Below are 23,664 nucleotides of genomic sequence, written 5' to 3'. Positions count from 1 at the left end.
GGATGCATTTCTCAGTTTTACTTCGAGAGTCTGTAGATGGTTTGGATATAAAGCCAAATGGTATTTATATCGATGCAACATTTGGCAGGGGCGGGCATTCAAAAGCTATATTGGATCGACTAACATCTGGAAAGCTTATTGCTTTTGATAAGGATTTGGATGCTATAAATTATGCAAAAGAAAATTTCCAGTTTGAAAGTTTCCAGATAGTTCATGCAAGTTTTGCTAGTATTTATGATTATTGTTCTCAGAATAATCTTCTAGGTGAGATTGATGGTGTCATTATGGATTTAGGAGTTTCTTCTCCTCAATTAGATAATGCTAATAGAGGGTTTAGCTTTACGCATGATGGTCCACTAGATATGCGAATGGACACATCAAAAGGCCTTACTGCTAGCCAAGCTTTAGAAGAGTTATCAGTAGATGAGTTAACTTACATCTTTAAGGTTTATGGTGAGGAACGTTTTGCAAAAAAAATTGCTCTAAGAGTTAAAGACTATATAGCTGAGAATGGAAGCATAACTAGAACACACCAGTTAGCTGACCTTATTCGAGCAACCATTGGTAAAAGAGAGAAAAAAAATCCTGCGACAAGGTGTTTTCAAGCATTACGTATATATGTTAATAATGAGCTTAAGGATTTAGAGTTCCTTTTAGGAAATATTCTAGATGTTGTTAAAAAAGGTGGAAGAATTGCTACTATTTCTTTCCACTCATTAGAGGATCGTATAGTTAAACAAAATTTCACTTCTCTTATTAATCCAAAACAAGAGTTAAATAGGATTTCAAAGTTGCTTCCACAAGATACCAGTGGAGTAAAAATGAAATGGATTACAAAAAAAGCTAAAGCAAATCAAGATGAGCTTAGTCAAAATGTTCGCTCTAGAAGTGCTATCTTAAGGATTGTTGAAAAGATATGATGCTAACAAACCGTCAAATACGGATAAGATTATTTGAGTCGTTAAAAAATAGTTTTTTTAAGAAAACGGTGGCTATTGCATTTGTACTTTTATTTGTGTTATTGCTTACAGCATTTGCTTTGATTGTGACACGTTTTGAGTTTAAACTTCTGTTAAATGAGCGTAAAGATCTAATTGTTGAGCAGACCCAATTAGATGAGCAGTGGAGTCAAATTGTATTGGAGTACAGTTCGTTAGCAACACCTACGGCTGTAGAAAAATTTGCTGAAAAAGAAAAGATGTCTTTACCAACTAGAAAGAGTATAGGTACATTGAGTAATCAAGAGGAGAGCTCTGCAAATGAATAGCTATAGACCAAAATTAAGGCACTTAGTGGTCATTCTATTGCTATTGTTAAGTTTTATAGTCCTATTTGCCAAATTGATTTATATGGAAACAATTCAGTATCCTAAACTTAAGCAAGAAGGTGATAATCGAAGTGATAGAAGTATAGATATAAAATCATATAGAGGCATAATTCTTGATAGAAATGGTAATCCTTTGGCTATAAGTACTCCGGTTGATACCATTTGGGTTGACCCTTACTATGTCAGTGCAGATAGCTCTGAATTGAAAGAGGTTATGAGTATTTTAAAACTATCTAAAGAAAAAAGAGAAAAGATAGAAAGACAAGTTAAAGTCAGAGAAGGAAGGAGTGGCTTCGTCTATATTGAGAGAAAAGTTCAGCCATATTTATCACAAAAAGTTAAAGATTTGGATATTACAGGTATTCATGTGATACGTGAATTTAAGAGATATTATCCAATGGCTGAGGTTGCGTCCCATATTGTTGGTTTTACTAATGTTGATGGTAAAGGTCAAGAAGGTCTAGAGCTGGAATTTAATAAGTTTTTGACAGGGCAAGATGGATATTTCGAGTATAAGAAAGATTTACATGGTGGTGTTGCAAAAGTTGAAGATAACTTTATAATGCCTAAAAATGGTCATAATCTTCAAATAAGTATTGACTCTAGACTACAGTACATTGCATATAAGTATCTGAAAAAAGGCGTGATCAAGACGAATTCTGAAGCAGGTTCAGTTATTATTGAAAATATTCATACAGGTGAGATATTAGCTATGGCTAATTATCCTTCGTATAATCCTAATAGTATGGCAGATGCTTATCCTGATAGACGCAGAAATCGAGCTACTACTGATGTGTATGAGTTGGGTTCGGTAATGAAAGTCTTTGCAGCGGCTACTGCGCTTATTTATGGTGATAATGTGACACCAGAGCAACCTATTATCAATTCGCACCCAGGCTATTATCGTATTGGTAAAAATACTGTGAGAGATGAAAGGGATTATGGTGAAGAAGATCTAAGATATATTCTTATGAAATCTAGTAACGTTGGTATATCAAAGATGATATTGAACCTAACTGATCCTACAATACTTGAACCATCACTTAGAAACTTCGGATTTGGTGATAAAACAGGTATACAACTACCTGGTGAGCGTGATGGATTTGTCCCAGCTAAAGATAAGTGGGGAGATTTTCAGCTAGCAACCTTATCTTTTGGGTATGGTATGAATGCAACAGATCTTCAGCTAGTTGCTGGAGTCTCAGCAATTGCCAATGATGGTAAGTATGTTAAGCCAACAATTCTTAAAAGAAGAGCTGGAGAAGAAATTGACTCTAGGCCGGTAGCATCTAAAAAAGTTTCTGAAGAAATGGTTAGTATGATGCAATCTGTTGTTGAAGGGGTTGGTGGGACAGGAGCAAAAGCGCAAATTCCTTTATACCATGTTGCAGGTAAAACAGGTACGGCTAGGATGCTGTCAGGAGGGACGTATGGTGCGAAATATTTGGCAAGCTTCGTTGGTGTCGTGCCAGCTAGTGATCCACAGTTGGCTATTGTTGTTACAATAAAAGATCCTAAAGGTGATAAGTACGGAGGAGGTTCTGTAGCCGCTCCAGTTTTTGCTGATGTGGCACTTAATAGCTTGCAAATATTGGGCATTAGGCCTGATAAGATTGGTAACTAAATCTTTTGTCTTTTTTGTTTTAATGGTATATAATCTTTAACCGGTAAACTGTTCCTTTGTGCGGTTTGTCGTACACATTAACTAATAGAAAACAAATGGAGAAATGTTATGTTAACAACTCAAGATAAGCAAAATATTATTAAAGAAAATCAGCAGTCTGAAGGCGATACTGGTTCACCTGAAGTACAAGTTGCTCTTTTAACTGCTAGAATTAACGACTTGCAAGGACACTTTGCAACTCACAAAAAAGATAATCACTCAAGAAGAGGTCTTTTAAGGTTAGTAAGTCAACGTCGTAAATTATTAGACTATTTACATGGTAAAGATGTAGAAAGATACCGTGCTCTAATCAAGAAATTAAACTTACGTAGATAATAATTTCATTCTAATCGTTCTTACGTCATTAAATCAAATAATTATATAAGGTTAAACTGTGAAAATATTTAGAGAAGTCTTTGAACTAGGTAACAAAGAAATAGTTCTAGAAACAGGTGGTATGGCTCGTCAAGCAGATGGGTCTGTGACTGTAAGTTGTGGTAATAATGTTGTATTGGTAACTACAGTAGTTAAAAAATCAGTATCAGCAGGTGCTGATTTCTTTCCATTGTCGGTACACTATTTAGAGAAAACATACGCAGCAGGTAAGATACCTGGAGGCTTCTTAAGAAGAGAGGGAAGACCTTCTGAAGAACAGATTCTTATTTCTAGATTAATAGACAGATCTATAAGACCATCATTTCCTGATGGATTTTTTAATGAGATTCAAATTGTAGCTACAGTTTTATCTTATGATGGGACATTTTCACCAGATATGTTGGCACTAATAGGAGCATCTGCTTCTTTAGCAATATCAGGAGCGCCTTATGATGATATTATTGCTGGTGTAAGAGTTGGTTATACTAATGGTAAGTATATTCTTAATCCTAATAAAGCAGATTTAAAAGAGTCTGATCTTGATTTAGTAGTTTCTGGTACTGATGATGCAATACTAATGGTGGAGTCAGAAGCTAATAGTTTGCCAGAATCTGTGATGCTCGGTGGTATCCTATATGCACACAAGCATCTTAGAACTATTATTAGCTCTATTAATAAACTTGCTAAAGTAGCTTCAAAGCCACGTATAGAATATACGATTTATGAGATAAATAAGTTGTTAAAATCTCAGATTAAGTCACATTTCTTTGGTGAAATCAAAAACGCATATACAATAGCATCTAAGCAAGAGAGAAATATTAAGCTTAATGAAGTAAGAAAAAATGTTTTAGAGCATATATTCTCGAGTGATGTTGATGGTAATGAATATACTGAAAAAGAAATTTTAGAAGCTTTCCATGATATTGAAAAGGATCTTGTTAGATCAAATATTTTAGATGGTAAGCCAAGGATTGATGGAAGATGTACGGAAACAATACGACCTATCAATGTTAAAGTTGGTGTATTGCCAGGCGTGCATGGTTCAGCTCTATTTACTAGAGGTGAGACACAGGCTTTAGTGGTTACAACTCTCGGTAGCGATAGAGATGCCCAGCTTGTAGAATCTTTAGATGGTATGGAAAAATCACGATACATGCTTCATTATAACTTTCCTCCATACTCTGTAGGGGAGTGTGGTATGGTGGGTATGGCTCCGAAGCGTCGTGAAGTTGGTCATGCAAATCTAGCTAAACGTGCAACACAAGCGGTTTTTCCAAATGAAACTGCTTATCCATACGTCGTAAGGATAGTATCGGAAATATTGGAGTCAAATGGCTCTAGTTCCATGGCAACTGTTTGTGGCTCATCTTTATCTATGATGGACGCAGGTGTACCAATAGCTGAGCCAGTTGCAGGTATTGCTATGGGTCTTATCAAAGACGGAGCAAAGTATGCAGTTTTATCAGACATATTAGGTGATGAAGATCATTTGGGAGATATGGATTTCAAAGTTGCTGGTACTAGATATGGTGTTACAGCACTTCAGATGGATATCAAAATCAAAGGCATCTCTAGAGAGATTCTTGAGCAAGCACTTGAGCAAGCTAGAACAGGTAGGTTGCATATCTTAGGGATTATGAATGAAGTAATAAGAGAGCACAAAGAATCTGTTTCTGATGTTGCTCCACAAATTCATGTCATGAATATAAACCCAGCTAAGATAAAAGATGTTGTTGGCCGAGGTGGATCTGTTGTAAAAGGTATCGTAGAAAAAACTGGAGCTCAAATTGATACTAGTGACTCTGGTGAGGTTAAAATATTTGCTAAAGATAAAAAATCATTAGATCTAGCTAAATCTATAGTTGAAGAAATTGTTGCTGAAGTTGAAGAAGGGCAAATTTACAAGGGTAAGATTGTTAAGCTTTTAGACTCTGGCGCATTTGTTAATCTTCTTGGTAGTCAAGATGGATATTTACCATTCTCAGAAATTGAACAAGCTGGTATGAAAACTAATTCATTAGTTGAGGGTCAGGGCTTAGAAGTCTTGGTTCAAAATATAGACAGAGGTGGTAGAGTTAAACTTTCTCTTGTAGCGAGGTAATTTTATGAGTGAAGTAGTTCAAAGTGTTGATCCAATCAACTTTACAGAATCGGCATCTTTAAAGGTTAAAGAGCTAATTGAAGAAGAAGGAGATAACTCTCTTAGTCTTAGAGTTTATATAACTGGTGGTGGATGTTCAGGATTTCAATATGCTTTCGCATTTGATAATGAGATAAAAGAAGATGATATGGTTGTTACGAAAAATGGTGTTCGCCTTCTTGTTGATTCTATGAGCTTTCAGTATTTAGTTGGGGCTGATGTTGACTATAAAGATGATGTTGAAGGAGCTTATTTTGTGATAAGAAATCCAAATGCGAAAACAACATGTGGTTGTGGTTCATCTTTTTCTGTATAATATTTAATCGTAATCAAACTTATTTAAAGTAGAAATGTTTTATGAAAATTGCTAATTTTGAAGTAGGAAATGGTAAGCCATTTTTCTTGATGTCTGGGCCGTGTGTGATTGAATCAGAACAAATGGCTATGGATACTGCTGGGTATCTAGCTGAGATCACTAATGATTTAGGCATTAATTTTGTATATAAGTCATCTTTTGATAAGGCGAATCGTTCTTCTATTAACAGTTTTAGGGGGCTTGGTGTTGATAAGGGTCTTGAGATTTTATCTAAAGTTAAAAAAACCTATAATGTACCAGTTGTTACAGATGTCCACGAAGATACTCCTTTTGCTGAAGTAGCAGAAGTTGTTGATGTGATGCAGACGCCAGCTTTTTTGTGTCGTCAGACAAATTTTATACTAGATGTATGTAAGCAAGGCAAACCTGTGAATATCAAAAAAGGTCAATTTCTAGCTCCTTGGGACATGCAACATGTTGTTACTAAGGCAAAATCTACCGGTAATGAGCAGATCATGGTTTGTGAAAGAGGTGTAAGCTTTGGCTACAATAATTTGGTTTCAGACATGCGCTCTCTTGAGATAATGAAAGATACAGGTTGCCCCGTAGTGTTTGATGCTACTCATTCAGTGCAATTACCAGGTGGACAAGGTAGCTCATCAGGTGGTCAACGAGAATTTGTACCTGTTCTATCAAAGGCTGCTATGGCAGTCGGTATTGATGGTCTTTTTATGGAGACTCATCCAAAGCCAGAAGAAGCATTAAGTGATGGTCCAAATTCATTCCCGATGTATAAAATAAAAGAGTTTTTAAGCTTATTAAAAGAACTGGATCATTTAGTTAAAAGTCAACCAAAAATAGAATTATAAGGTAAAAAATAATGGCTGGTAAAGGCGATGTTTTTATAATCGGTATTGTTGGTGGATCTGGCTCCGGTAAAACTTTATTTTCAAATGAAATTATAAAAAAATTAAAATCAAAACATCTAAACCAAATAGCAGTAATTTCTGAAGACAGATATTATAAAAATTGGGGAGAGATGGTTGGCTTTGAAGAAGCTAATAAAATTAATTATGATCATCCAGATGCTTTTGATCACAAACTCTTAAGGAAAGATTTAGCTGATTTGGTTGAGGGTAAAGATATCCATATTCCTTACTATGACTATACAACTCACTCAAGAGTCAAAGAAAAATCAGAAGAGATCGCTGGTGGTGTAAGTGTCATTATACTTGAAGGCATTATGTTATTTAATGATCGTAAGCTACTAAAAATGATGGATTTCAAAGTATATATGGATACACCATCTGATCTGTGTTTCATTAGAAGGCTTATGCGTGACCAAAATGAAAGAGGCCGAAGTGTTGAAAGTGTTATAAGTCAGTATTTAGAAACAGTTAGACCTATGCATATAAAATTTATTGAGCCATCAAAGAGAAAAGCTGATATTATAGTTCCTGATGGAGCTCAAAATAAAACTGTGATTGATATAATATATAACAAAGTAAAACAATTATTGAAGAAAAATGGAGTAAAAAATGGCTAGAGTAACGGTTGAAGATTGCTTAGATAAGGTAGAAACAAGGTTTGATTTAGTAGTTTTAGCTTCGATGAGAGCGAATAATATACTTAAAAAAGGTTATTCAGAGTCTGTAGATAATGAAAAAAGAGAAAAGGCTACTGTGGTAGCATTGAGAGAAATAGCAGAATCTGAAATATCTCCAGAACAAATCTTAAGAAATGAAATAGAAGGCTAATAAAATCTATATAAAAAGCTTGACTTGTTTTTATAAGGCTGTATAATTCTCAGTTATCGGGTGCTTAGCTCAGCTGGGAGAGCATCGCCCTTACAAGGCGAGGGTCGGGGGTTCGAACCCCTCAGCACCCACCACGACTCCAAAAAGCGACATTAGTCGCTTTTTTTATGTCTAATATTTTTTCATATACATTATCTTTAAGATTATTATGTTTTTGTGTGCTAGAATTTACATAGATAATGTAGTTAGGAGTTAATGTGAAAAGAATATTATTGAGTTCGTTGTTTTTATCTTTGAGTATTTGTTCATTGTTTTATGCAGATGATTCGGGTACTACAGTGTGCCCAGCTGATTTGAAATATCAAACTATTAATATGAGAGACATGACCTTTGAATATTCACAATATGAAGATCATATATGTGCTGTTTTGAGTGTTGATATGAGTAAAAATAGTGACTGGCAAGAAGGCGGTAGTGGATGGTTTGCTGCTGGGTTTGGTGCAGAGACCATGAAGGGTTCTAATATGTTTATATTCGTACCAGAAAAACTGCAACAGGGTGTTAAATATGATGTCTATGCAAATATTGGTGGAGTATATGGTCCAACTAAACCGTTGGATACAAAACCAGAGGCCGGCCAGATTAAATTATTATCATCATCATTAGGAAAGGTTAACTTTGCTATTTATCCTCAGAAAATATCTGGATTATCAAATAGTGGTAAGGTTGATATGATTTTTTCTCACTCGGCAGCAGGTGTATATAAGTTTGCTCCAGGTCATGTCGCTGCATATGATGGAAAAGCTATGGATTTGAAGTAATTCCTTGAGTTGTATTTGTGAGTTTAATTAAATACAATTGTCGTAATATGATTTGATAAAATTTTTTATGGGAAGATCTAGAAGATATAAGAAACCTCAAGAGGGTATTTTTGAAGGTGAAATTATAGCTCTCAGCCATGATGGTAGAGGAATAGCAAAGATTAATGGTAAAACAACTTTTATTCCATTTACACTGCCTGGTGAAGTAGTTAAGTTTGAGTATACATTCACAAAAGCAAAATTCGATGAAGCAAAGGTAGTTGAGTATATTAAAAAATCATCTAATAGAGTTAACCCTCCATGTGAACATTTTGAAATGTGCGGTGGGTGTAGTTTGCAACATATGTCTACAGATGCTCAGATTGAGCACAAGCAGCAAACTTTGCTAAATCAGCTAAAATATATTGGTCAGGGTGTAGAGCCTCAGAATGTTTTAGGACCATTATGTACAGCTAAAACCGAAGGGTATCGTAATAAAGCACGTTTAGGTGTTAGATATGTCAATAAAAAGGGCAAAATTTTAGTAGGCTTTAGAGAACGTAATGGCAGATTTTTGGCTGATATAGATAAATGTATAGTCTTAAATCCTCTTGTGGGAGAGAAATTAACGAAAATTGCCTCTTTCATAGAGACACTTTCTATATATCAGCATATAGCTCAATTAGAGATTGCAATTGATGATGCTAGACCAGCGCTTATCGTGCGTCACCTTGAACCATTCGTGAATGAAGATCTCGAAAAGCTAAAAGCTTTTGGTTTGGAAAATGGCTACTGGATATATCTGCAATCAAAAGGTCCTGATACTATCTTTAGGCTATATCCACAAGAAGATGTTGAGCCCAAGAAGTTAAGCTATCAACCAGTTACTGGGATAAATATCGGTTTTGAGCCTAATGATTTTACTCAAGTTAATAATGATATTAATAGAAAGATGATTAAAAGAGCTATTGATCTTTTAGAAATATCAGAAAATGATTCTATTATTGATTTGTTTTGTGGTTTAGGAAACTTTACGTTGCCAATTTCTCAGTATGCAAAAACAGTAATTGGCGTAGAAGGTGAGCAGACAATGGTTAGTAGAGCTAAAGAAACAGCTATTAGTAATAGTATTAATAATGTTAAATTTTATGCGACTAATCTTTTTGAAAGTTTCGAAGATAAAGAGTGGTTTAATAATTTTGAATATAACAAAATGCTTTTAGATCCACCGAGAGCTGGGGCTCAAGAAGTTTGTAGCAATATTGAAAAATTTGATGTTGAGCGTATTGTTTATGTGTCATGTGATACGGCTACTTTAGCCAGAGATGCTGGAATTTTAGTAAATGACAAAGGCTATAAGCTAGTTAGTGCCGGAGTCATGGATATGTTTCCTCATACTATGCATGTTGAGTCAATAGCTGTTTTTGAGAAGGTATAATTATGTACATAGGTTTAGATATCGGTGGTAGTAATATTTCTGCAGGAATTTTTGATGAACATAAAAATCTACTTAAGACAGCCAAGGTAAAATCAAAAGGTAAAAGTGATTCTGATACGATTTTGGGTCAAATTTTTAAAGTTATTAACAAATTAATTGATGATTCAACAAGAGATAAAATAAAAGCTATAGGTATTGGTATAGCAGGTTTTGTTGATTCGAAAAATGGTATTTTAAACTTTAGTGCAAATATTAATCTCAACGGTATAAATATAGCTAAAAGAGTTAGTCAAAAATTTGATAATGTACCTGTTTTTGTCGAAAATGATGTAAATGTAGGTGTCATCGGCGAGTGGAAATATGGAGTTGGTAAGGGACATGAAAATATCGTTGGTATATTTGCAGGCACAGGGATTGGTGGTGGCCTAGTTATAAATAATCAGTTCCTATATGGTGTTACCGGCGGTGCTGGAGCTGTTGGCCATGTTACTATTAATACTGAAGGCACTTATTGTCAAAGTTGTGGTTCACAGGGTTGCGTAGAGACATATGCAGGTAAGGTAGGTATGGAAAATAGGATTCTAAACCTACATAAAAAGGGTATTAAAAGCTTGCTTATAGACTTGGTTCTGGAAAATAATGGTAAACTGAAAGGATCTCACCTAAAAAAAGCATTAGCTGCCAAAGATCCTGTAGCAGAAGACATAGTTAACTTAGCAATGACGAATTTAGGTATTGCAGTAGCTAATTATATAAATCTTTTGAATCCATCACTTGTATTGTTTGGTGGTGGCGTTATGGAAGCAATTGGGAGTGAGTATTTAGATGCTATCTATTACTCATGCTCAAAATATGCTTTTAAGACAATGTTGGATGCTTGTGAATTAAAAATCGCAACTTTGGGTGATAACTCAGGTGTTTATGGAGCTATGGATATAGCAGTTAATAGATTGGAAGGAAATTGGTAATGTTAATAGGTGTAGATATTGGCGGTTCAAATATGGCTGCTGGACTGTTTGATGAAAGTAAAAAAGTAGTAGCTACGGCAAAAGTTAAATCAAAAGCAAAAGAAGAAACAAGTATTGTCATAGGTCAATTATTTAAAGTTATCGATAAGTTAATCGCAGAAATTCCTTCAGACAAGAAGCTTGATGGTATAGGTATTGGTGTAGCAGGGCTTATAGATAAAAGAACATCTGTTGTTCGTAGAAGTGTTAACATAAACCTTAATGGTGTTAATCTGAAAGAAGTTGTTGAAGATAGGTACAAGATTAAGTCTGAAGTAGATAACGATGTTAATGTTGGTATTTTAGGGGAAGCAAAATATGGAGCAGGTGTTGGTTGTGATGACATAGTTGGAGCTTTTGTTGGTACTGGTATCGGTGGTGGACTAGTTCTAAATGGTAAACTCTATGGTGGTAATAGCGGTTTAGCTGCTGAGTTAGGTCACACAATCATAAAACAAGGTGGAGCATACTGTCCAGGATGTGGATCTCAAGGTTGCTTAGAGGCATATGCTGGTAAAGTAGGTATAGAGAAAAAGATTGAAAACTTAGCAAAAAAGAAGATCAAAAGTACTCTTATTGAATTAGTAACTGAAAATGGTGGAAAGCTTAAGAGTAGTCATATCAAAAAGGCAATCGAAGCGAATGATGAAATTGCAAATGATATTCTTAGCGAAGCAATGGAATATTTGGGTGCTGGTTTGGGTAGTGCTATTAATATGATAAATCCTTCGATGGTAGTATTAGGTGGAGGAGTTATGGAAGCTATTGGTGAGCAATATTTGCCACAAATTAAACGAGCTGCTATGAGAAACTCATTTGCTGACATTTATGCAGAATGTGAATTTAAACTTGCAAAGCTCGGGGATCAAGCAGGAATTTATGGTGCTATGGAGTTAGTTGCTGGTTAATCTAATTAGGATTATATTAATATGACTCGTGTTCTAAGTGAGTTTTTTTCGCAATTGTCTGCTTATTTTAAAGGCTTTAGAAATATAAGTTTGACGCAAATTTTTAATGATTGGAATATTTTTGAGATAGTTTGGCTTATAGCTTCTGTAAGTATTCTAGCTGTCATAAGTATTTTGACTACAGATGATTATTTAGTGCTTACTGTTATAGCTACAGTCACTGGTATGTTAAATTTATTGTTAGTTGCTAAAGGTAAGATACTTAATTATTTTTTTGCGTTTGTAAATAATCTTACTTATGCTTACATTTGTTATACTCAGGGTATTTATGGACAGTTTTTACTTTTTGCATTTTTCTTTTTTCCAATGCAATTTTATGGTTTATATACTTGGACTAAGCCGCAGAATATAACAGAAAATAGTGATATCATCACAAAAACGCTATCTAACAAATATAGGATTTATCTTATTAGTGGAATTGTGATTGCTGCATTTTTGTATGGTTTTTTCATTCTAAAAGGATATTTTGACCAACAGATAGGCCTAGTTGCTGACTCTCTAACTGGTGTGGTATCAGTTGTAGCAATTATTTTGATGGTTAAAGCATATATTGAGCAGTGGGTATTATGGATAGTTATTAATACTCTCTCAACAGTTATATGGGTGCAACAGTACTTTTCTGGTTCAGGGGATGGCGTTGCATTTTTGGCAATGTGGTTGATATATTTATTTAATGCAATATATGGTTATATAAACTGGCTAAAGCTTAAAAAAGACATATAGAATTTCTTATAAAAACTTTCCTATAATTAGCTTAACTTACTTAGTCCATTTCTATATAATCTGCTGTATTGATTATATATCTTACGGAGGGTAGAGCAATGACTGTTAGACAAACTCTATTTCTTATTCTTACTCCTATAGTTGCAATGTGTGTACTATCATTTGGCAATGGTTTCTTCACAACTTACTCATCAATAGAGCTAAATAGCCTCGGTCGTTCTAACTTAATGATAGGTATAATATCAGCAGCCTATTTTTTTGGAATGACAGCAGGATCATATTTCTCTCAATTTACGATAGTTAGAGTCGGATATATTCGTGCTTTTGTTTTATTTGCGTCTCTTATGGCAATTAGTACATTGATTGTAGGTGTTAATAAAAGCGTACCTGTTTGGGTGTTTTTTAGATTTGTATGTGGGTATTCTCTTGCAGCATTATTTATCGTTATAGAGAGTTGGTGTATTTTATCTGCAGAGAAAAAAAATCGAGGTTTAGTATTTTCGATATATCTATTTGTATATTATGGGACTCAAGCATTATCACAGTTAATGATAAATGTTCATTTTAGCAGTGGACTATTGGCTTATTGCTTTATATCGTCGCTTTGTAGTATTGCAATTGTTTTGATGGCATTCACAAAAACAGTCGCTCCGGTACCACATTCTGAGGAGGTTTGTTCACCAATAAAAATTATCAAGAAAGTACCTCTTGCTATGGCTGCTAGTGTTATAGGTGGATCCCTTTTAGGTTCTATCTATACTTTGTTACCAATATTTATGGTTAGAGTAAATATTGATCATGATATGGTTTCCGTGTTAATGATGACAACTATTCTTGGAGGAATGTTACTACAAGTTCCTATGGGTAAAATCTCAGATCTTATCGATAGACGAAAAGTAATATTATTAGCAGGTGCCGGTATATTTATAGCATCTTCACTTATAGCTCTATTCCACACATCTTATTTAATATTTGCAATAGTGATATTTGTGTTTGGTGGTTGCGCTTTTGTGATATATCCATTGTCAATATCACATGCTAGTGACTTTTTGGAGGAAAATGAGGTGCTAGGAGCAATAGGGGTTTTAACAATTGCTTATGGTATAGGATCCGTTGCTAGTCCTATTATAATATCTAGTGTTATGTCTGTATTTGGGCCATTTGGATTTTTTATCATAACAGCAATACTTAGTGCTATTCTATGTGTGTATTCAATATATAGAATTTTTGTAAGAAAGTCAGCGGTAGATACTTCTTCATTCACCATAGTTACGCCAGAGAGTCTTAACTTTAGTGAGGCTCAGGAGATAGTTTCAGAAAAATAATCTAAGTATATTAAATTGCAAAGCATACATTGCTAGCTTATAATTGATAGGATTTTTTTAAATTCATAATAAGACTTAATTTATCTAAAGGAGATTATAGTTATGTCATCACAAATCAAGCAAGTTTTTGCTAGACAAATATTAGATTCGCGTGGTAATCCTACTGTTGAGGTGGATGTGATTTTAGAAAGTGGTGCTTTTGGTCGTGCTGCTGTTCCTTCAGGAGCTTCTACAGGTATTAGAGAAGCATTGGAATTAAGAGATGGTAATAAATCTCTTTTCTTGGGTAAAAGTGTCTACAAGGCAGTTGAGAATGTTAATACAAAAATTGCTCAAGCTGTTAAAGGTTTGGATGCGTTAGATCAAAGATTAATAGACAAGACTATGATAGAGCTTGATGGTTCAGAGAATAAGGGTAATCTTGGAGCTAATGCTATTCTAGGTGTTTCATTGGCAACTGCTAGAGCTGCAGCATCTCAGTTGAGAAAACCTTTCTACCGTTACTTAATGGATGTTAAAGAGTATTTAATGCCAGTTCCGATGATGAATGTTATTAATGGCGGGTCACATGCAGATAATAATGTTGATATGCAAGAATTTATGATTGTTCCTGCTGGTTTTGAGACATTCTCTGAAGCGTTAAGATGTGGTACAGAGGTTTTTCATACACTTAAGAAGGTGCTAATAGCAGACGGTTACAGTGTCGCTGGTGTTGGTGATGAAGGTGGTTATGCTCCAGATTTGCCATCTAATGAAGCAGCTATCGAAGCGATTTTGAAAGCTGTTAAGGAAGCTGGATATGAGCCAGGCAAACATGTATTTATAGCTTTAGATCCAGCAAGTAGTGAGTATTACAAAGATGGTAAATATGAGCTAGCATCTGAAGGGAAGTCTCTAAACTCTGAAGAAATGGTTGAATACTATGCTAAATGGGTAGAAAAATATCCTATCGTATCTATCGAAGATGGTATGGCAGAAGAAGATTGGGCTGGTTGGAAACTAATGACTGAGAAGCTTGGTAATAAAGTACAGTTAGTTGGAGATGATTTATTTGTTACTAATCCAAGTATCCTAGCTAAAGGTATCGAACAAGGTGTCGCTAATTCAATTTTGATTAAGCTAAATCAAATAGGTACTTTAACTGAGACTTTCGAAGCGATGGCAATGGCTGGTCAAGCGGGTTATACATGTGTAGTATCTCATCGCTCTGGTGAGACATCTGATACTATCATTGCGGACTTGGCAGTAGCAACATGTTCAGGACAAATTAAAACAGGTTCTTTATCTAGATCTGATCGTATAGCTAAATACAATCAACTAATTAGAATTGAAGAAGAGCTAGGTGAAAATGCTATCTATCCAGGTGTTAAGGCATTTGTCTTTAGTTCAGAAGAAGCTGATCATGAAGTTCAAGAAATTGTTGTAGAAGAAAGTGAAACTGAAAAAGTTGTGGTTCAAGTAGAAGAATAATAGTTTCATGAGTATAAAATCTAATTCTTTTTTTTATATTTTTATTTCAATAGTTTTATTATTAATTGCCTTATTACAATATCAACTTTGGTTTAGTAATACAGGCTTATTAAAGTATGAGATTTTAAAAAAATCAATTGCTACACAGACAAAAGAAATCAAGCATAAATCTCAGACCAATGCTCAACTGTATTCAGAAGTAGTTTCGCTGCGTAAAAATAGTGAAGTGCTTGAGAGTTTGGCTCGTGAAAATATGGGGTTGATAAAGCAGGGAGAGATTTTTTATAGTGTCAAATAAGTATGTAATAATTCCAGCTGCTGGTATAGGCTCAAGGATGGAGTTGGATATTCCTAAGCAATATTACAAACTCATTAATGGTAAAACTATACTTGATAATACTTTAGAAAAATTTGTGGAAGATTCTTTCTTTGACAAAGTTATTGTGGCGATTAGTGATAGCGATAATCTTTGGAATACTTCTGAGTATTTTGATCATCCAAAAGTTCAATACTGTGTAGGTGGTGCTACAAGGTTTCATAGTGTTTATAATGCGCTTAAATTTATCGGTGATCGTAAAAGTGATGATTGGATATTTGTACATGATGCGGCTAGACCTTGTGTGAATATAGAAGATGTCATAGCGCTTTATAATCAAACTCAAGACTCTCATACTCAAGCTGGTATCTTGGCTATTAGAGCATTTGAGACGGTTAAAAAGGTAGCTATAAAGATGATTATAGCTAAGACTATTGATCGACAAGATATTTGGCTTGCACAGACTCCACAACTATCAAGACTTGGTCAGTTAGAAAAAGCATTTGATTTTTGTTATACAAATAATCTCATAGATAAAATAACAGACGAAGCATCGGCTTTGGAGCTGTATGGTATAAACCCAATAGTCGTTGAAGGCTCTAGAAAGAATATTAAAATCACAACCCAAGATGATTTGGAGTTTGCTAACTGGCAGATTAGCTAGTTATCTATTTTAGTAGTAAACCTATTACATATCCAAATATTATCACTAATCCCATTATAAATAAAATAGAATCAAGTACTACACGTCTGTAGTTTTTGTATTGTATGTTTTTGTAGATTATTATCACGGGCAATACGTACAATAAGAAAGCTACGGTAGGAGCGACTAATATTCCTATAATGTTAAGTATCTTGAAATTACAGATTGTACATATCCATAAAATCATAAATATTAAACCGACACAAATTCTATTTATGACTGCTTCTGTGATATTGATCTTATAGATATTTCTAAAAAAGTATTTGAATAAATATTTTAATGCTTCTTTAGAGCCAATATAGCAACCGATAAATGAGCTTATAATAGCTGTAAAAACTATCATAGGAGCTAGAATGTTTAGTAATGTCCCTGGATGTTGTTCTTGTATTAGAGTTACTATTGAGAGGTTATTCATATTCGCTCTATCAAGGTCATGTATTGTGGTGCTGAGTAAGCAAGATGTTACGAATAATAGTACAAATATAAAAAGAATCAATGCATTAATCTGAAGGATTTTATATACTTTGTACTTCTCTTGCAAACGTTCTACTTTTACATAATCACGATAGAATATTACTAGACTAGAAATAACCGGTGAATGATTCATTGATAATATCAAAATTGGCAAGACCATTAATACACCTGTGATATAACTAATAGTGTCAAAATGACTATCAGTTATAAACTCAAAGTTCCAATATGGAATTATATATAGTGACAGTGTAATTACTAATATTATTAGAAATATTACTATTAGTTGCATAAATTTAAGGATTAAATTGATCCCTAAAGAAACAATAATTAATAGTCCAGCAAGAATACTAAAGCTAAACCATGTATTAGTCGAAAGATTGGTGTTAACAATATGATAGTTTAATAAGAAGTTACTTAGTTCATTATTTAAACCAATTGAGTACATCGGCATATTTAAAAATATAGCAAAAAAATATAGGACTACACAAATTAGCCCAAATAGCTTACCAAGATTATGTGTGAAAACATCTGTGATGCCACCATTATCTGTATATAAAACTATATTCGCCATATTCTTATGTGAATAATAAGTCAATGGTAACGCAAAAATAAGAACTGTTACAAGTGCCCATAACCCACTATGCCCAGCTTGAACAGGAAGATATAGTAATCCAGCTCCGATAGCAGTACCAAATAGTGTAAAAATCCACTGTATATCAACTTTAGTTGTATTTGTGTGATTTGAATTTTCCATTTAGCTACTCCAATCCAGTATTACTTTGCCACATTGACCACTTTTCATTATTTCAAATCCTTTTTGAAAATCATTGATATGAAGTCTGTGTGTGATGATTGGTTCCATATCCATACCTGCTTGAAGCATACTAGTCATTAGATACCATGTTTCAAACATCTCTCTGCCATAAATACCTTTAAGAGTAAGACCTTTGAACAAAATAGTTCCCCAGTCAACAGAGATATCTCCAGCTGATATGCCTAAAAGTGACAGCTTGCCACCATGATTCATAACATCAAGCATCATAGATATTGCTGAGTTAATCCCAGACATTTCTAAACCTACATCAAACCCTTCTGTCATGCCAATTTCTGACATGACTTTACGCATTTGTGCTGTCAATTGTTGTTGATTTTGAAACTCTGATACATTTACTGCAACAGTAGCTCCGAGGTCTCTAGCCATCTGAAGACGGTATTCATTAATATCCGTGATAACTATTCTACGAGCACCACAGAATCTTGCTATCTTGACTGCCATAAGTCCAATAGGACCAGCTCCAGCTATAAGCACATCCTCACCAGTTAGGTTAAATGAAAGTGCTGTATGAATAGCATTACCCATAGGATCGAATGTACTAGCTATATCATCACTGATAGAATCAGGAATCTTAAAAACATTTACAGATGGCATTACTAAATATTCAGCAAAAGTTCCCTGTACATTTACACCTATTCCAATGGTTTTTCTACAAAGGTGGCGCTTACCTGCCCTACAATTACGACATTGTCCACATACAAGATGACCTTCACCAGATACTCTATCGCCAACATCTACACTTGTAACACCATTTCCTTTGGCTACAACTTCGCCAGCAAACTCATGTCCAGTAATCATTGGTACAGGTATGATAGCTTGAGACCATTTATCCCAATTATAAATATGTAAATCAGTGCCACAAATTGCTGTTTTTTTAATTTTAATTAAAACATCATTGTAGCCATATTCTGGCATAGGAGCATCATCAATCATCCAAATACCAGGTTCTTTTTTTAATTTAGCAAGTGCTTTCATAGTTTGATTCCTATTAACTATATAATACCTAATTCTTTAGCAGCTTTTGTAAAGCCATCAACAGCTTTGTCAATTTGCTCAAAAGTATGAGCAGCAGACATTTGTGTTCTAATTCTGGCTTTACCCTTAGGTACCACTGGATATGAAAAAGCAATTACATATATGCCATAATCTAGTAGCTTATCTGCAAATTCAGCTGCTTTTTTCTCATCGTATATCATGACAGGAATAATAGGGTGTTCTCCTGGTATTAAATCAAAGCCTGCAGCAGTCATTTTTGATCTAAATCTCTGTTGATTTGCCTGTAATTGCTCTCTTAATTCATTTGAATTTTTAGTTATCTCTAAAGCTTTAATAGATGTTTTAGCTATTATAGGTGCTAAAGCATTTGAGAAAAGATATGGTCTAGAAAGATTTTTAAGTAAATCTACTACTTCTTTTTTAGCACAAATGTAGCCACCAGAAGCGCCACCTAATCCTTTGCCTAGAGTACCAGTTAGGATATCAACTCTACCCATAACATCACAATGTTCAATTGAACCTTTACCATTTTTACCTACAAACCCTGAAGCGTGAGAATCATCAACCATAACAATGGCATTATATTTATCGGCTAAGTCACAAATAGATTTTAGATCAGCAATAATACCATCCATTGAGAAGACGCCATCTGTAGCAATCATTTTAAACCTTGCTCCAGCTTGATCAGCTTCTATAAGTTTTGCTTCAAGGTCTTGCATATCATTATTGTTATATCTAAAACGCATCGCTTTGCACAATCTAACACCATCAATAATACTAGCATGATTAAGTGAATCACTTATAATAGCATCTTCTTTAGTAAGAAGTGTCTCAAAAAGTCCTGCATTGGCATCAAAACATGATGGATATAGGATTGTATCTTCAAACTCAAAGAACTCACTTAGTTCTTTTTCTAGTTGCTTATGCACAGAGTTTGTACCACAGATAAACCTAACTGATGCCATACCATAACCACATTCTTCAATATGGTTTTTTGCATAAGAAACTATTTCTGGATTATTTGCAAAGCCAAGATAGTTGTTTGCACAGAAGTTAATTAGTGTTTCACCATTTTCTAGATTAATTACAGGTTCTTGTGGAGTAGCTATTATTCTTTCGCTTTTATATGTGCCTGCTTCTTTTATTTCTAGTATTTTATTATTTACATTAGTATAGAAATTATTATTCATGAAAACTCTCCTTTATATATTCAGTTTGTATTATAACAAAAAAAATACATAGAATGATTTTCTCAGATAAAGATAAAGATAAAGATAAAGATAAAGATAAAGATAAAGATAAAGATAAAGATAAAGATAAAGATAAAGATAAAGATAAAGATAAAGATAAAGATAAAGATAAAGATAAAGATAAAGATAAAGATAAAGATAAAGATAAGAAATTATAGAATTATTCTTCTTCAGCAAAAGCTTCTTGAGAGTAGTTCGCTAAATCATGAACATTTGTTCCAGTAACAGTATTCTGATAGTAAGTAGAAGCTGTACCCATTGCTACTTGGTTTATAGCCCAGAACATAGATCCACCAAAACCATTATCAGACACATAATCAATCATCTCTTTATCTAAAGTAAGACCTTCCCATTCTCCTCCAGCAGCTTGCCCACCAGGTTCAAATCCAAGAACGATTAAGCTAGGATTTACATATTTAGCAAAGCTAGATAAAACATCTTCATATACATTAGCTGTCCAAGTTTGACCATTAGGCATATCAGTAGGCCCAACATCATAAGCCATAATATTTACCCAATTAACAACCTTATCTAATGATGAACCATTTTCCTCTAACCATTTTTCAATAGCAATACCTTCTCCATCAGAATTAAAATCATTTGAAAAACCATGAGCTTTACTGCTTTCAAAGAATGCATTAAATCTAGTTGTATAACCAATTTGCTTGTCACTCATTCCTTCTGCATCTAACTTTTCTCTTAATGTTTTAAGAGTTTTGGCTAATGTTGCTAACTGTTGATCTTTATTTGGATTTACAGAGCCATCAGCTAATTGACTTAAATGTTCCCAGTCAAAATCTACACCATCACCACCAAGTTTTAATAATTCAACAATTTGATTAACGAAAGCATCTATTTGGCTATCACTAATAGTTTGCTGTAAATCAGACCAACCACCAATTGCCCATATGAATTTACCACCATTCGCATGTGTCAGGTCTATAAGAGAGTCTATACGAACTCTTTGCCAATTAGAGCTATTATCCCATGAATTTTCATAGACTCCCATTACACTTAGGACGTCGGCACCAGCCATGCTTTCATTTAAATGTCCAGTACTCCATTGTTTGTTTGCTGGATTATCAGGGTTTGGAGAAGAGTCCAATGTTAAGAAAGAGTATAATACATGAGTGTAAGGAGCTACATCTTCAGCACTACCAGAGTAAGATCCACTAATTAAACCTGGTTTCCAGTTTTCCCAGTAACCAATAACTTTTTTACCATCTTCAATAGGAGCCTGCTGTTCGAAAGTTACACTAATACTCTGACTATCTTGATTTGTAGTAAAAGAAGAAGGAGATGTAGATATTTTGTATCCAGTAAGAGATGCTACAGCTACAGTCCATAGAGTATTATCTTTAGGGATTTCAGCAGATACTGTAGAGTTGCTATTTATAGTAACTTCTTTAGTATCACCACTACTATTAGATAGAGTTAAAGTAGTTGATTTACCATCAGGTAATCCACTAACAGTAATAGCAACATTTTCTGTAGGTATAGCTTGTTTAGTGAATGTAACATCAGCATTTGAAGTATTATAATTATATACTCCTATTGAATATGTTTCAGAAGGAGTATAACTATATCCATTACTAATAAAGCTATCTACAGTAAGAGTATAAACGATACCGTCTTCAGAAGAAGGTATATTATCTAATGTAATAGCTTTATTAATTTCAAGACTTCCAGAAGAAACAACATTACCATTAGCATCTGTAAGAGTATAAGAAGTAGTAGGGTTTCCACTAACATCAGCTTGAGGATTAATGCTAATAGATCCTTCACCAGTAGTACTAGATTTTGTATATTCTACAGAAACTGTTTGAGATGCACCTTTAGCTAAAGTAAATGATGCAGGAGAAGCTGAGCCGATAGCTCCATCAAGAGCAGTTACACTAATAGTAAGATTAGCGCTATCACCGACAGTGACATCAAGTTTAGTAGTTGACCCCCACTGAGCATTATTTAATTCGGCTATTTTAGTACCATTTTTTAGAATTTGAACATCTGCGAGAGTACTAGTGCTTACAAAGTCAGGCTTAGCTGGTAATACTATAGAAACAGTTCCTTGTCCTTGAGCTGCTTCACCATTATATTCCCAAACTCCCCATTTAGAATCTTTGTTAGGAGTTTCACCTTGAGTCCACCATTTAGCTGTATATGATTCACCATTATAAGTAACAGAATCACCTTTAGTATATATTTGCGTAGAGCTCCAATCAGAAGAACTAGAAGTATTATCAGTGTTGTCAGTGTTGTCAGTGTTATCAGTGTTATCAGTGTTATCAGTGTTGTCAGTGTTGTCAGTGTTGTCAGTGTTGTCAGTGTTATCAGTGTTGTCAGTGTTGTCAGTGTTGTCAGTGTTGTCAGTGTTGTCAGTGTTGTCAGTGTTGTCACTAATAACATTCCAAGCGTCAGAACCATATGTGCCACTAGGCTGATAAGCAGCAATTTGACACCAACCAGAAGCTGGCCATTCTTTACACTGATATGTTTTGCCACTATCAGTTACTTGAGATCCAGCCACATAAGACGAAAGTTTAGATGTTGACCAAGCGTCAGTAGCATTTGCTACTGAGAATGAGCCTATGCCCATCAAAGCACAAATCATTGTAGGTGTTAGTTTAAGTTTGTTTTTCATAATGGAATTCTCCTTATACAAGTATTAATAACTGTAAGCGTATTGCCTACACCTCAATTTTATGCTTACCAAGTAAAGCTAATCAAGGAAAAAATATTTTTCCTGATGTTTATTATGATTTGCATAAATAAATATTAATTTTTCTTTAAAAATCCTGCTAAATTTTTACTGAGACAAAATATAACATATTGTCATAAATAATTAATTATCAAAAACTAACAGCTGACAGTAAAAACTAATAGCTGGGATATACATAATGGGGTTGACTATAGATAGTTTTAAAATGCTATGATTCTATTTAGATATTAGTTTTTATTAGTATAAGTGGAATAAAATAAATAATATCTTAACATTATAAAGTTAATGAGAATATAAATCTCTAAAAAGTAGAGTATTATATATTGATAACCTATATAATTAAGCAAATTATTTTACTTTGAGAAAGTTATGAAAGTCGTCGAAGTCAAACATCCTATGGTTAAACATAAATTAGGTCTTATGCGCGCATCGGTGATTAGCACACAAGAGTTTAGAAGATTAACTAAGGAAATAACTAGCTTATTAACTTATGAAGTCACAGCAGGGTTTGAAATTGAAAAAACACAAATTCTAGGTTGGCAAGGTGAAAATATTGAAGTTGATCAAATTAAAGGTAAAAAGTTGACTGTTGTACCTATACTTCGTGCTGGACTTGGTATGATGGATGGAGTGTTTGAGCATGTACCCGCTGCAAAAGTTAGTATGGTTGGTATGTATCGAGATGAAGAAACTGCTAAACCAGTGGCTTATTTTGCTAAACTTTGTGATAAGCTTGATGAGAGAGTGGCACTAATAGTAGATCCAATGTTGGCGACAGGTGGGTCTATGATTGAGACTGTTACATTATTAAAAAAAGCGGGATCAAAAGATATCAAAATTATTACTCTGGTATCTGCGCCAGAAGGTATAGAAGCATTAGCGAATGCTCATCCAGATGTTGAGTTATACACAGCATCTATAGATAGTCATCTAAATGAGAAAAAATATATAATTCCAGGTCTTGGGGATGCTGGGGATAAGATATTTGGAACTAAATAAATCAAAAAAATATTTAAAAATCTAACTAAAATAATAATTATGTATTATAGTTTATGGTTATTA

24 protein-coding genes and 1 tRNA gene are annotated in these 23,664 nt (G+C 34.2%); 21 read left to right on the top strand and 4 right to left on the bottom strand.

Annotation, left to right across the window (positions count from 1 at the left end):
• Nucleotides 1-2: 2 nt before the first annotated feature.
• The 19 genes from rsmH to ispD all read left to right on the top strand — a co-directional run bounded on the left by rsmH (nucleotide 3) and on the right by ispD (nucleotide 16,289).
• Nucleotides 3-920 carry a 16S rRNA (cytosine(1402)-N(4))-methyltransferase RsmH gene (rsmH, locus tag F7308_RS08655; protein WP_013923488.1) on the top strand — a complete coding sequence of 306 codons (918 nt, stop codon included), beginning with the start codon at nucleotides 3-5 and terminating at the stop codon, nucleotides 918-920.
• Nucleotides 917-1,267, top strand: a complete 351-nt coding sequence (gene ftsL / locus F7308_RS08650; RefSeq protein ID WP_041263817.1) for a cell division protein FtsL — start codon at nucleotides 917-919, stop codon at nucleotides 1,265-1,267. Before rsmH ends, ftsL begins: the two co-directional genes overlap by 4 nt.
• Nucleotides 1,260-2,951: a peptidoglycan D,D-transpeptidase FtsI family protein gene (locus tag F7308_RS08645; protein ID WP_013923486.1), complete on the top strand. Its 1,692-nt coding sequence runs from the start codon at nucleotides 1,260-1,262 to the stop codon at nucleotides 2,949-2,951. Before ftsL ends, F7308_RS08645 begins: the two co-directional genes overlap by 8 nt.
• Before the next feature lie 108 nt (nucleotides 2,952-3,059).
• Nucleotides 3,060-3,326, top strand: coding sequence for a 30S ribosomal protein S15 (gene rpsO / locus F7308_RS08640; protein ID WP_004288130.1), 267 nt, complete (start codon nucleotides 3,060-3,062; stop codon nucleotides 3,324-3,326).
• A gap of 58 nt (nucleotides 3,327-3,384) precedes the next feature.
• Nucleotides 3,385-5,466: a polyribonucleotide nucleotidyltransferase gene (gene pnp / locus F7308_RS08635; RefSeq protein WP_013923485.1), complete on the top strand. Its 2,082-nt coding sequence runs from the start codon at nucleotides 3,385-3,387 to the stop codon at nucleotides 5,464-5,466.
• 4 nt (nucleotides 5,467-5,470) lie between these two features.
• Complete coding sequence (erpA, locus tag F7308_RS08630; protein WP_013923484.1) at nucleotides 5,471-5,821, top strand: iron-sulfur cluster insertion protein ErpA; 351 nt, start codon at nucleotides 5,471-5,473, stop codon at nucleotides 5,819-5,821.
• Nucleotides 5,822-5,862: 41 nt separating this feature from the next.
• Nucleotides 5,863-6,690 carry a 3-deoxy-8-phosphooctulonate synthase gene (gene kdsA, locus F7308_RS08625; protein WP_013923483.1) on the top strand — a complete coding sequence of 276 codons (828 nt, stop codon included), beginning with the start codon at nucleotides 5,863-5,865 and terminating at the stop codon, nucleotides 6,688-6,690.
• Between the two features lie 11 nt (nucleotides 6,691-6,701).
• Nucleotides 6,702-7,367, top strand: coding sequence for a uridine kinase (gene udk, locus F7308_RS08620; RefSeq protein ID WP_013923482.1), 666 nt, complete (start codon nucleotides 6,702-6,704; stop codon nucleotides 7,365-7,367).
• The gene (gene rpoZ, locus F7308_RS08615; protein WP_013923481.1) at nucleotides 7,360-7,578 is read left to right on the top strand and encodes a DNA-directed RNA polymerase subunit omega; all 219 of its coding nucleotides are present in this window, start codon (nucleotides 7,360-7,362) and stop codon (nucleotides 7,576-7,578) included. Before udk ends, rpoZ begins: the two co-directional genes overlap by 8 nt.
• 58 nt (nucleotides 7,579-7,636) lie before the next feature.
• Nucleotides 7,637-7,712, top strand: a tRNA-Val gene (locus tag F7308_RS08610).
• A gap of 123 nt (nucleotides 7,713-7,835) precedes the next feature.
• The gene (locus F7308_RS08605; RefSeq protein ID WP_013923480.1) at nucleotides 7,836-8,399 is read left to right on the top strand and encodes a hypothetical protein; all 564 of its coding nucleotides are present in this window, start codon (nucleotides 7,836-7,838) and stop codon (nucleotides 8,397-8,399) included.
• Nucleotides 8,400-8,466: 67 nt separating this feature from the next.
• On the top strand, nucleotides 8,467-9,816 hold the full coding sequence (gene rlmD / locus F7308_RS08600) for a 23S rRNA (uracil(1939)-C(5))-methyltransferase RlmD (RefSeq protein WP_013923479.1): 1,350 nt from the start codon (nucleotides 8,467-8,469) through the stop codon (nucleotides 9,814-9,816).
• 2 nt (nucleotides 9,817-9,818) lie between these two features.
• Nucleotides 9,819-10,784 carry an ROK family protein gene (locus tag F7308_RS08595; RefSeq protein WP_013923478.1) on the top strand — a complete coding sequence of 322 codons (966 nt, stop codon included), beginning with the start codon at nucleotides 9,819-9,821 and terminating at the stop codon, nucleotides 10,782-10,784.
• Nucleotides 10,784-11,731, top strand: coding sequence for an ROK family protein (locus F7308_RS08590; protein WP_013923477.1), 948 nt, complete (start codon nucleotides 10,784-10,786; stop codon nucleotides 11,729-11,731). The genes F7308_RS08595 and F7308_RS08590 overlap by 1 nt, the downstream gene beginning before the upstream one ends.
• 21 nt (nucleotides 11,732-11,752) lie before the next feature.
• A complete protein-coding gene (pnuC, locus tag F7308_RS08585) occupies nucleotides 11,753-12,514 on the top strand; it encodes a nicotinamide riboside transporter PnuC (RefSeq protein ID WP_013923476.1) in 762 nt (253 codons plus the stop codon).
• Nucleotides 12,515-12,612: 98 nt separating this feature from the next.
• Entirely contained in the window at nucleotides 12,613-13,839 is a 1,227-nt protein-coding gene (locus F7308_RS08580) for an MFS transporter (RefSeq protein WP_013923475.1), read from the top strand.
• 102 nt (nucleotides 13,840-13,941) lie between these two features.
• Nucleotides 13,942-15,309, top strand: a complete 1,368-nt coding sequence (eno, locus tag F7308_RS08575; RefSeq protein ID WP_013923474.1) for a phosphopyruvate hydratase — start codon at nucleotides 13,942-13,944, stop codon at nucleotides 15,307-15,309.
• Nucleotides 15,310-15,316: 7 nt separating this feature from the next.
• Nucleotides 15,317-15,607: an FtsB family cell division protein gene (locus F7308_RS08570; protein WP_013923473.1), complete on the top strand. Its 291-nt coding sequence runs from the start codon at nucleotides 15,317-15,319 to the stop codon at nucleotides 15,605-15,607.
• Nucleotides 15,597-16,289, top strand: coding sequence for a 2-C-methyl-D-erythritol 4-phosphate cytidylyltransferase (gene ispD / locus F7308_RS08565; protein WP_013923472.1), 693 nt, complete (start codon nucleotides 15,597-15,599; stop codon nucleotides 16,287-16,289). Before F7308_RS08570 ends, ispD begins: the two co-directional genes overlap by 11 nt.
• Before the next feature lie 4 nt (nucleotides 16,290-16,293).
• On the opposite strand, the gene F7308_RS08560 is transcribed toward ispD, so the two are convergent.
• From F7308_RS08560 to F7308_RS08550, 3 genes are read right to left on the bottom strand one after another with little or no spacing between them, the layout of a single operon-like run.
• Nucleotides 16,294-17,556: an amino acid permease gene (locus F7308_RS08560; protein ID WP_013923471.1), complete on the bottom strand. Its 1,263-nt coding sequence runs from the start codon at nucleotides 17,554-17,556 to the stop codon at nucleotides 16,294-16,296.
• Nucleotides 17,557-18,612, bottom strand: coding sequence for an L-threonine 3-dehydrogenase (tdh, locus tag F7308_RS08555; RefSeq protein ID WP_013923470.1), 1,056 nt, complete (start codon nucleotides 18,610-18,612; stop codon nucleotides 17,557-17,559).
• Between the two features lie 17 nt (nucleotides 18,613-18,629).
• A complete protein-coding gene (locus tag F7308_RS08550) occupies nucleotides 18,630-19,823 on the bottom strand; it encodes a glycine C-acetyltransferase (RefSeq protein WP_013923469.1) in 1,194 nt (397 codons plus the stop codon).
• A 53-nt stretch (nucleotides 19,824-19,876) separates the two neighbouring features.
• Between F7308_RS08550 and F7308_RS10120 the strand changes: the two genes are divergently transcribed.
• Nucleotides 19,877-20,041, top strand: coding sequence for a hypothetical protein (locus tag F7308_RS10120; RefSeq protein ID WP_013923468.1), 165 nt, complete (start codon nucleotides 19,877-19,879; stop codon nucleotides 20,039-20,041).
• A gap of 2 nt (nucleotides 20,042-20,043) precedes the next feature.
• Here the strand turns inward: F7308_RS10120 and F7308_RS08545 are convergent, their stop codons facing one another.
• The gene (locus F7308_RS08545) at nucleotides 20,044-22,524 is read right to left on the bottom strand and encodes a carbohydrate-binding protein (RefSeq protein WP_013923467.1); all 2,481 of its coding nucleotides are present in this window, start codon (nucleotides 22,522-22,524) and stop codon (nucleotides 20,044-20,046) included.
• Nucleotides 22,525-22,971: 447 nt separating this feature from the next.
• On the opposite strand from F7308_RS08545, the gene upp reads away from it, so the two are divergent.
• Nucleotides 22,972-23,601 carry a uracil phosphoribosyltransferase gene (gene upp, locus F7308_RS08540; protein WP_013923466.1) on the top strand — a complete coding sequence of 210 codons (630 nt, stop codon included), beginning with the start codon at nucleotides 22,972-22,974 and terminating at the stop codon, nucleotides 23,599-23,601.
• Nucleotides 23,602-23,664 lie beyond the last annotated feature (63 nt).

The sequence above is a fragment of the Francisella salina genome (genome assembly GCF_000219045.1).
GTDB lineage: Bacteria > Pseudomonadota > Gammaproteobacteria > Francisellales > Francisellaceae > Francisella > Francisella salimarina.
The sequence above is the reverse complement of the archived record's forward strand: the minus strand, read 5'-3'. Positions and strand labels throughout refer to the sequence as shown.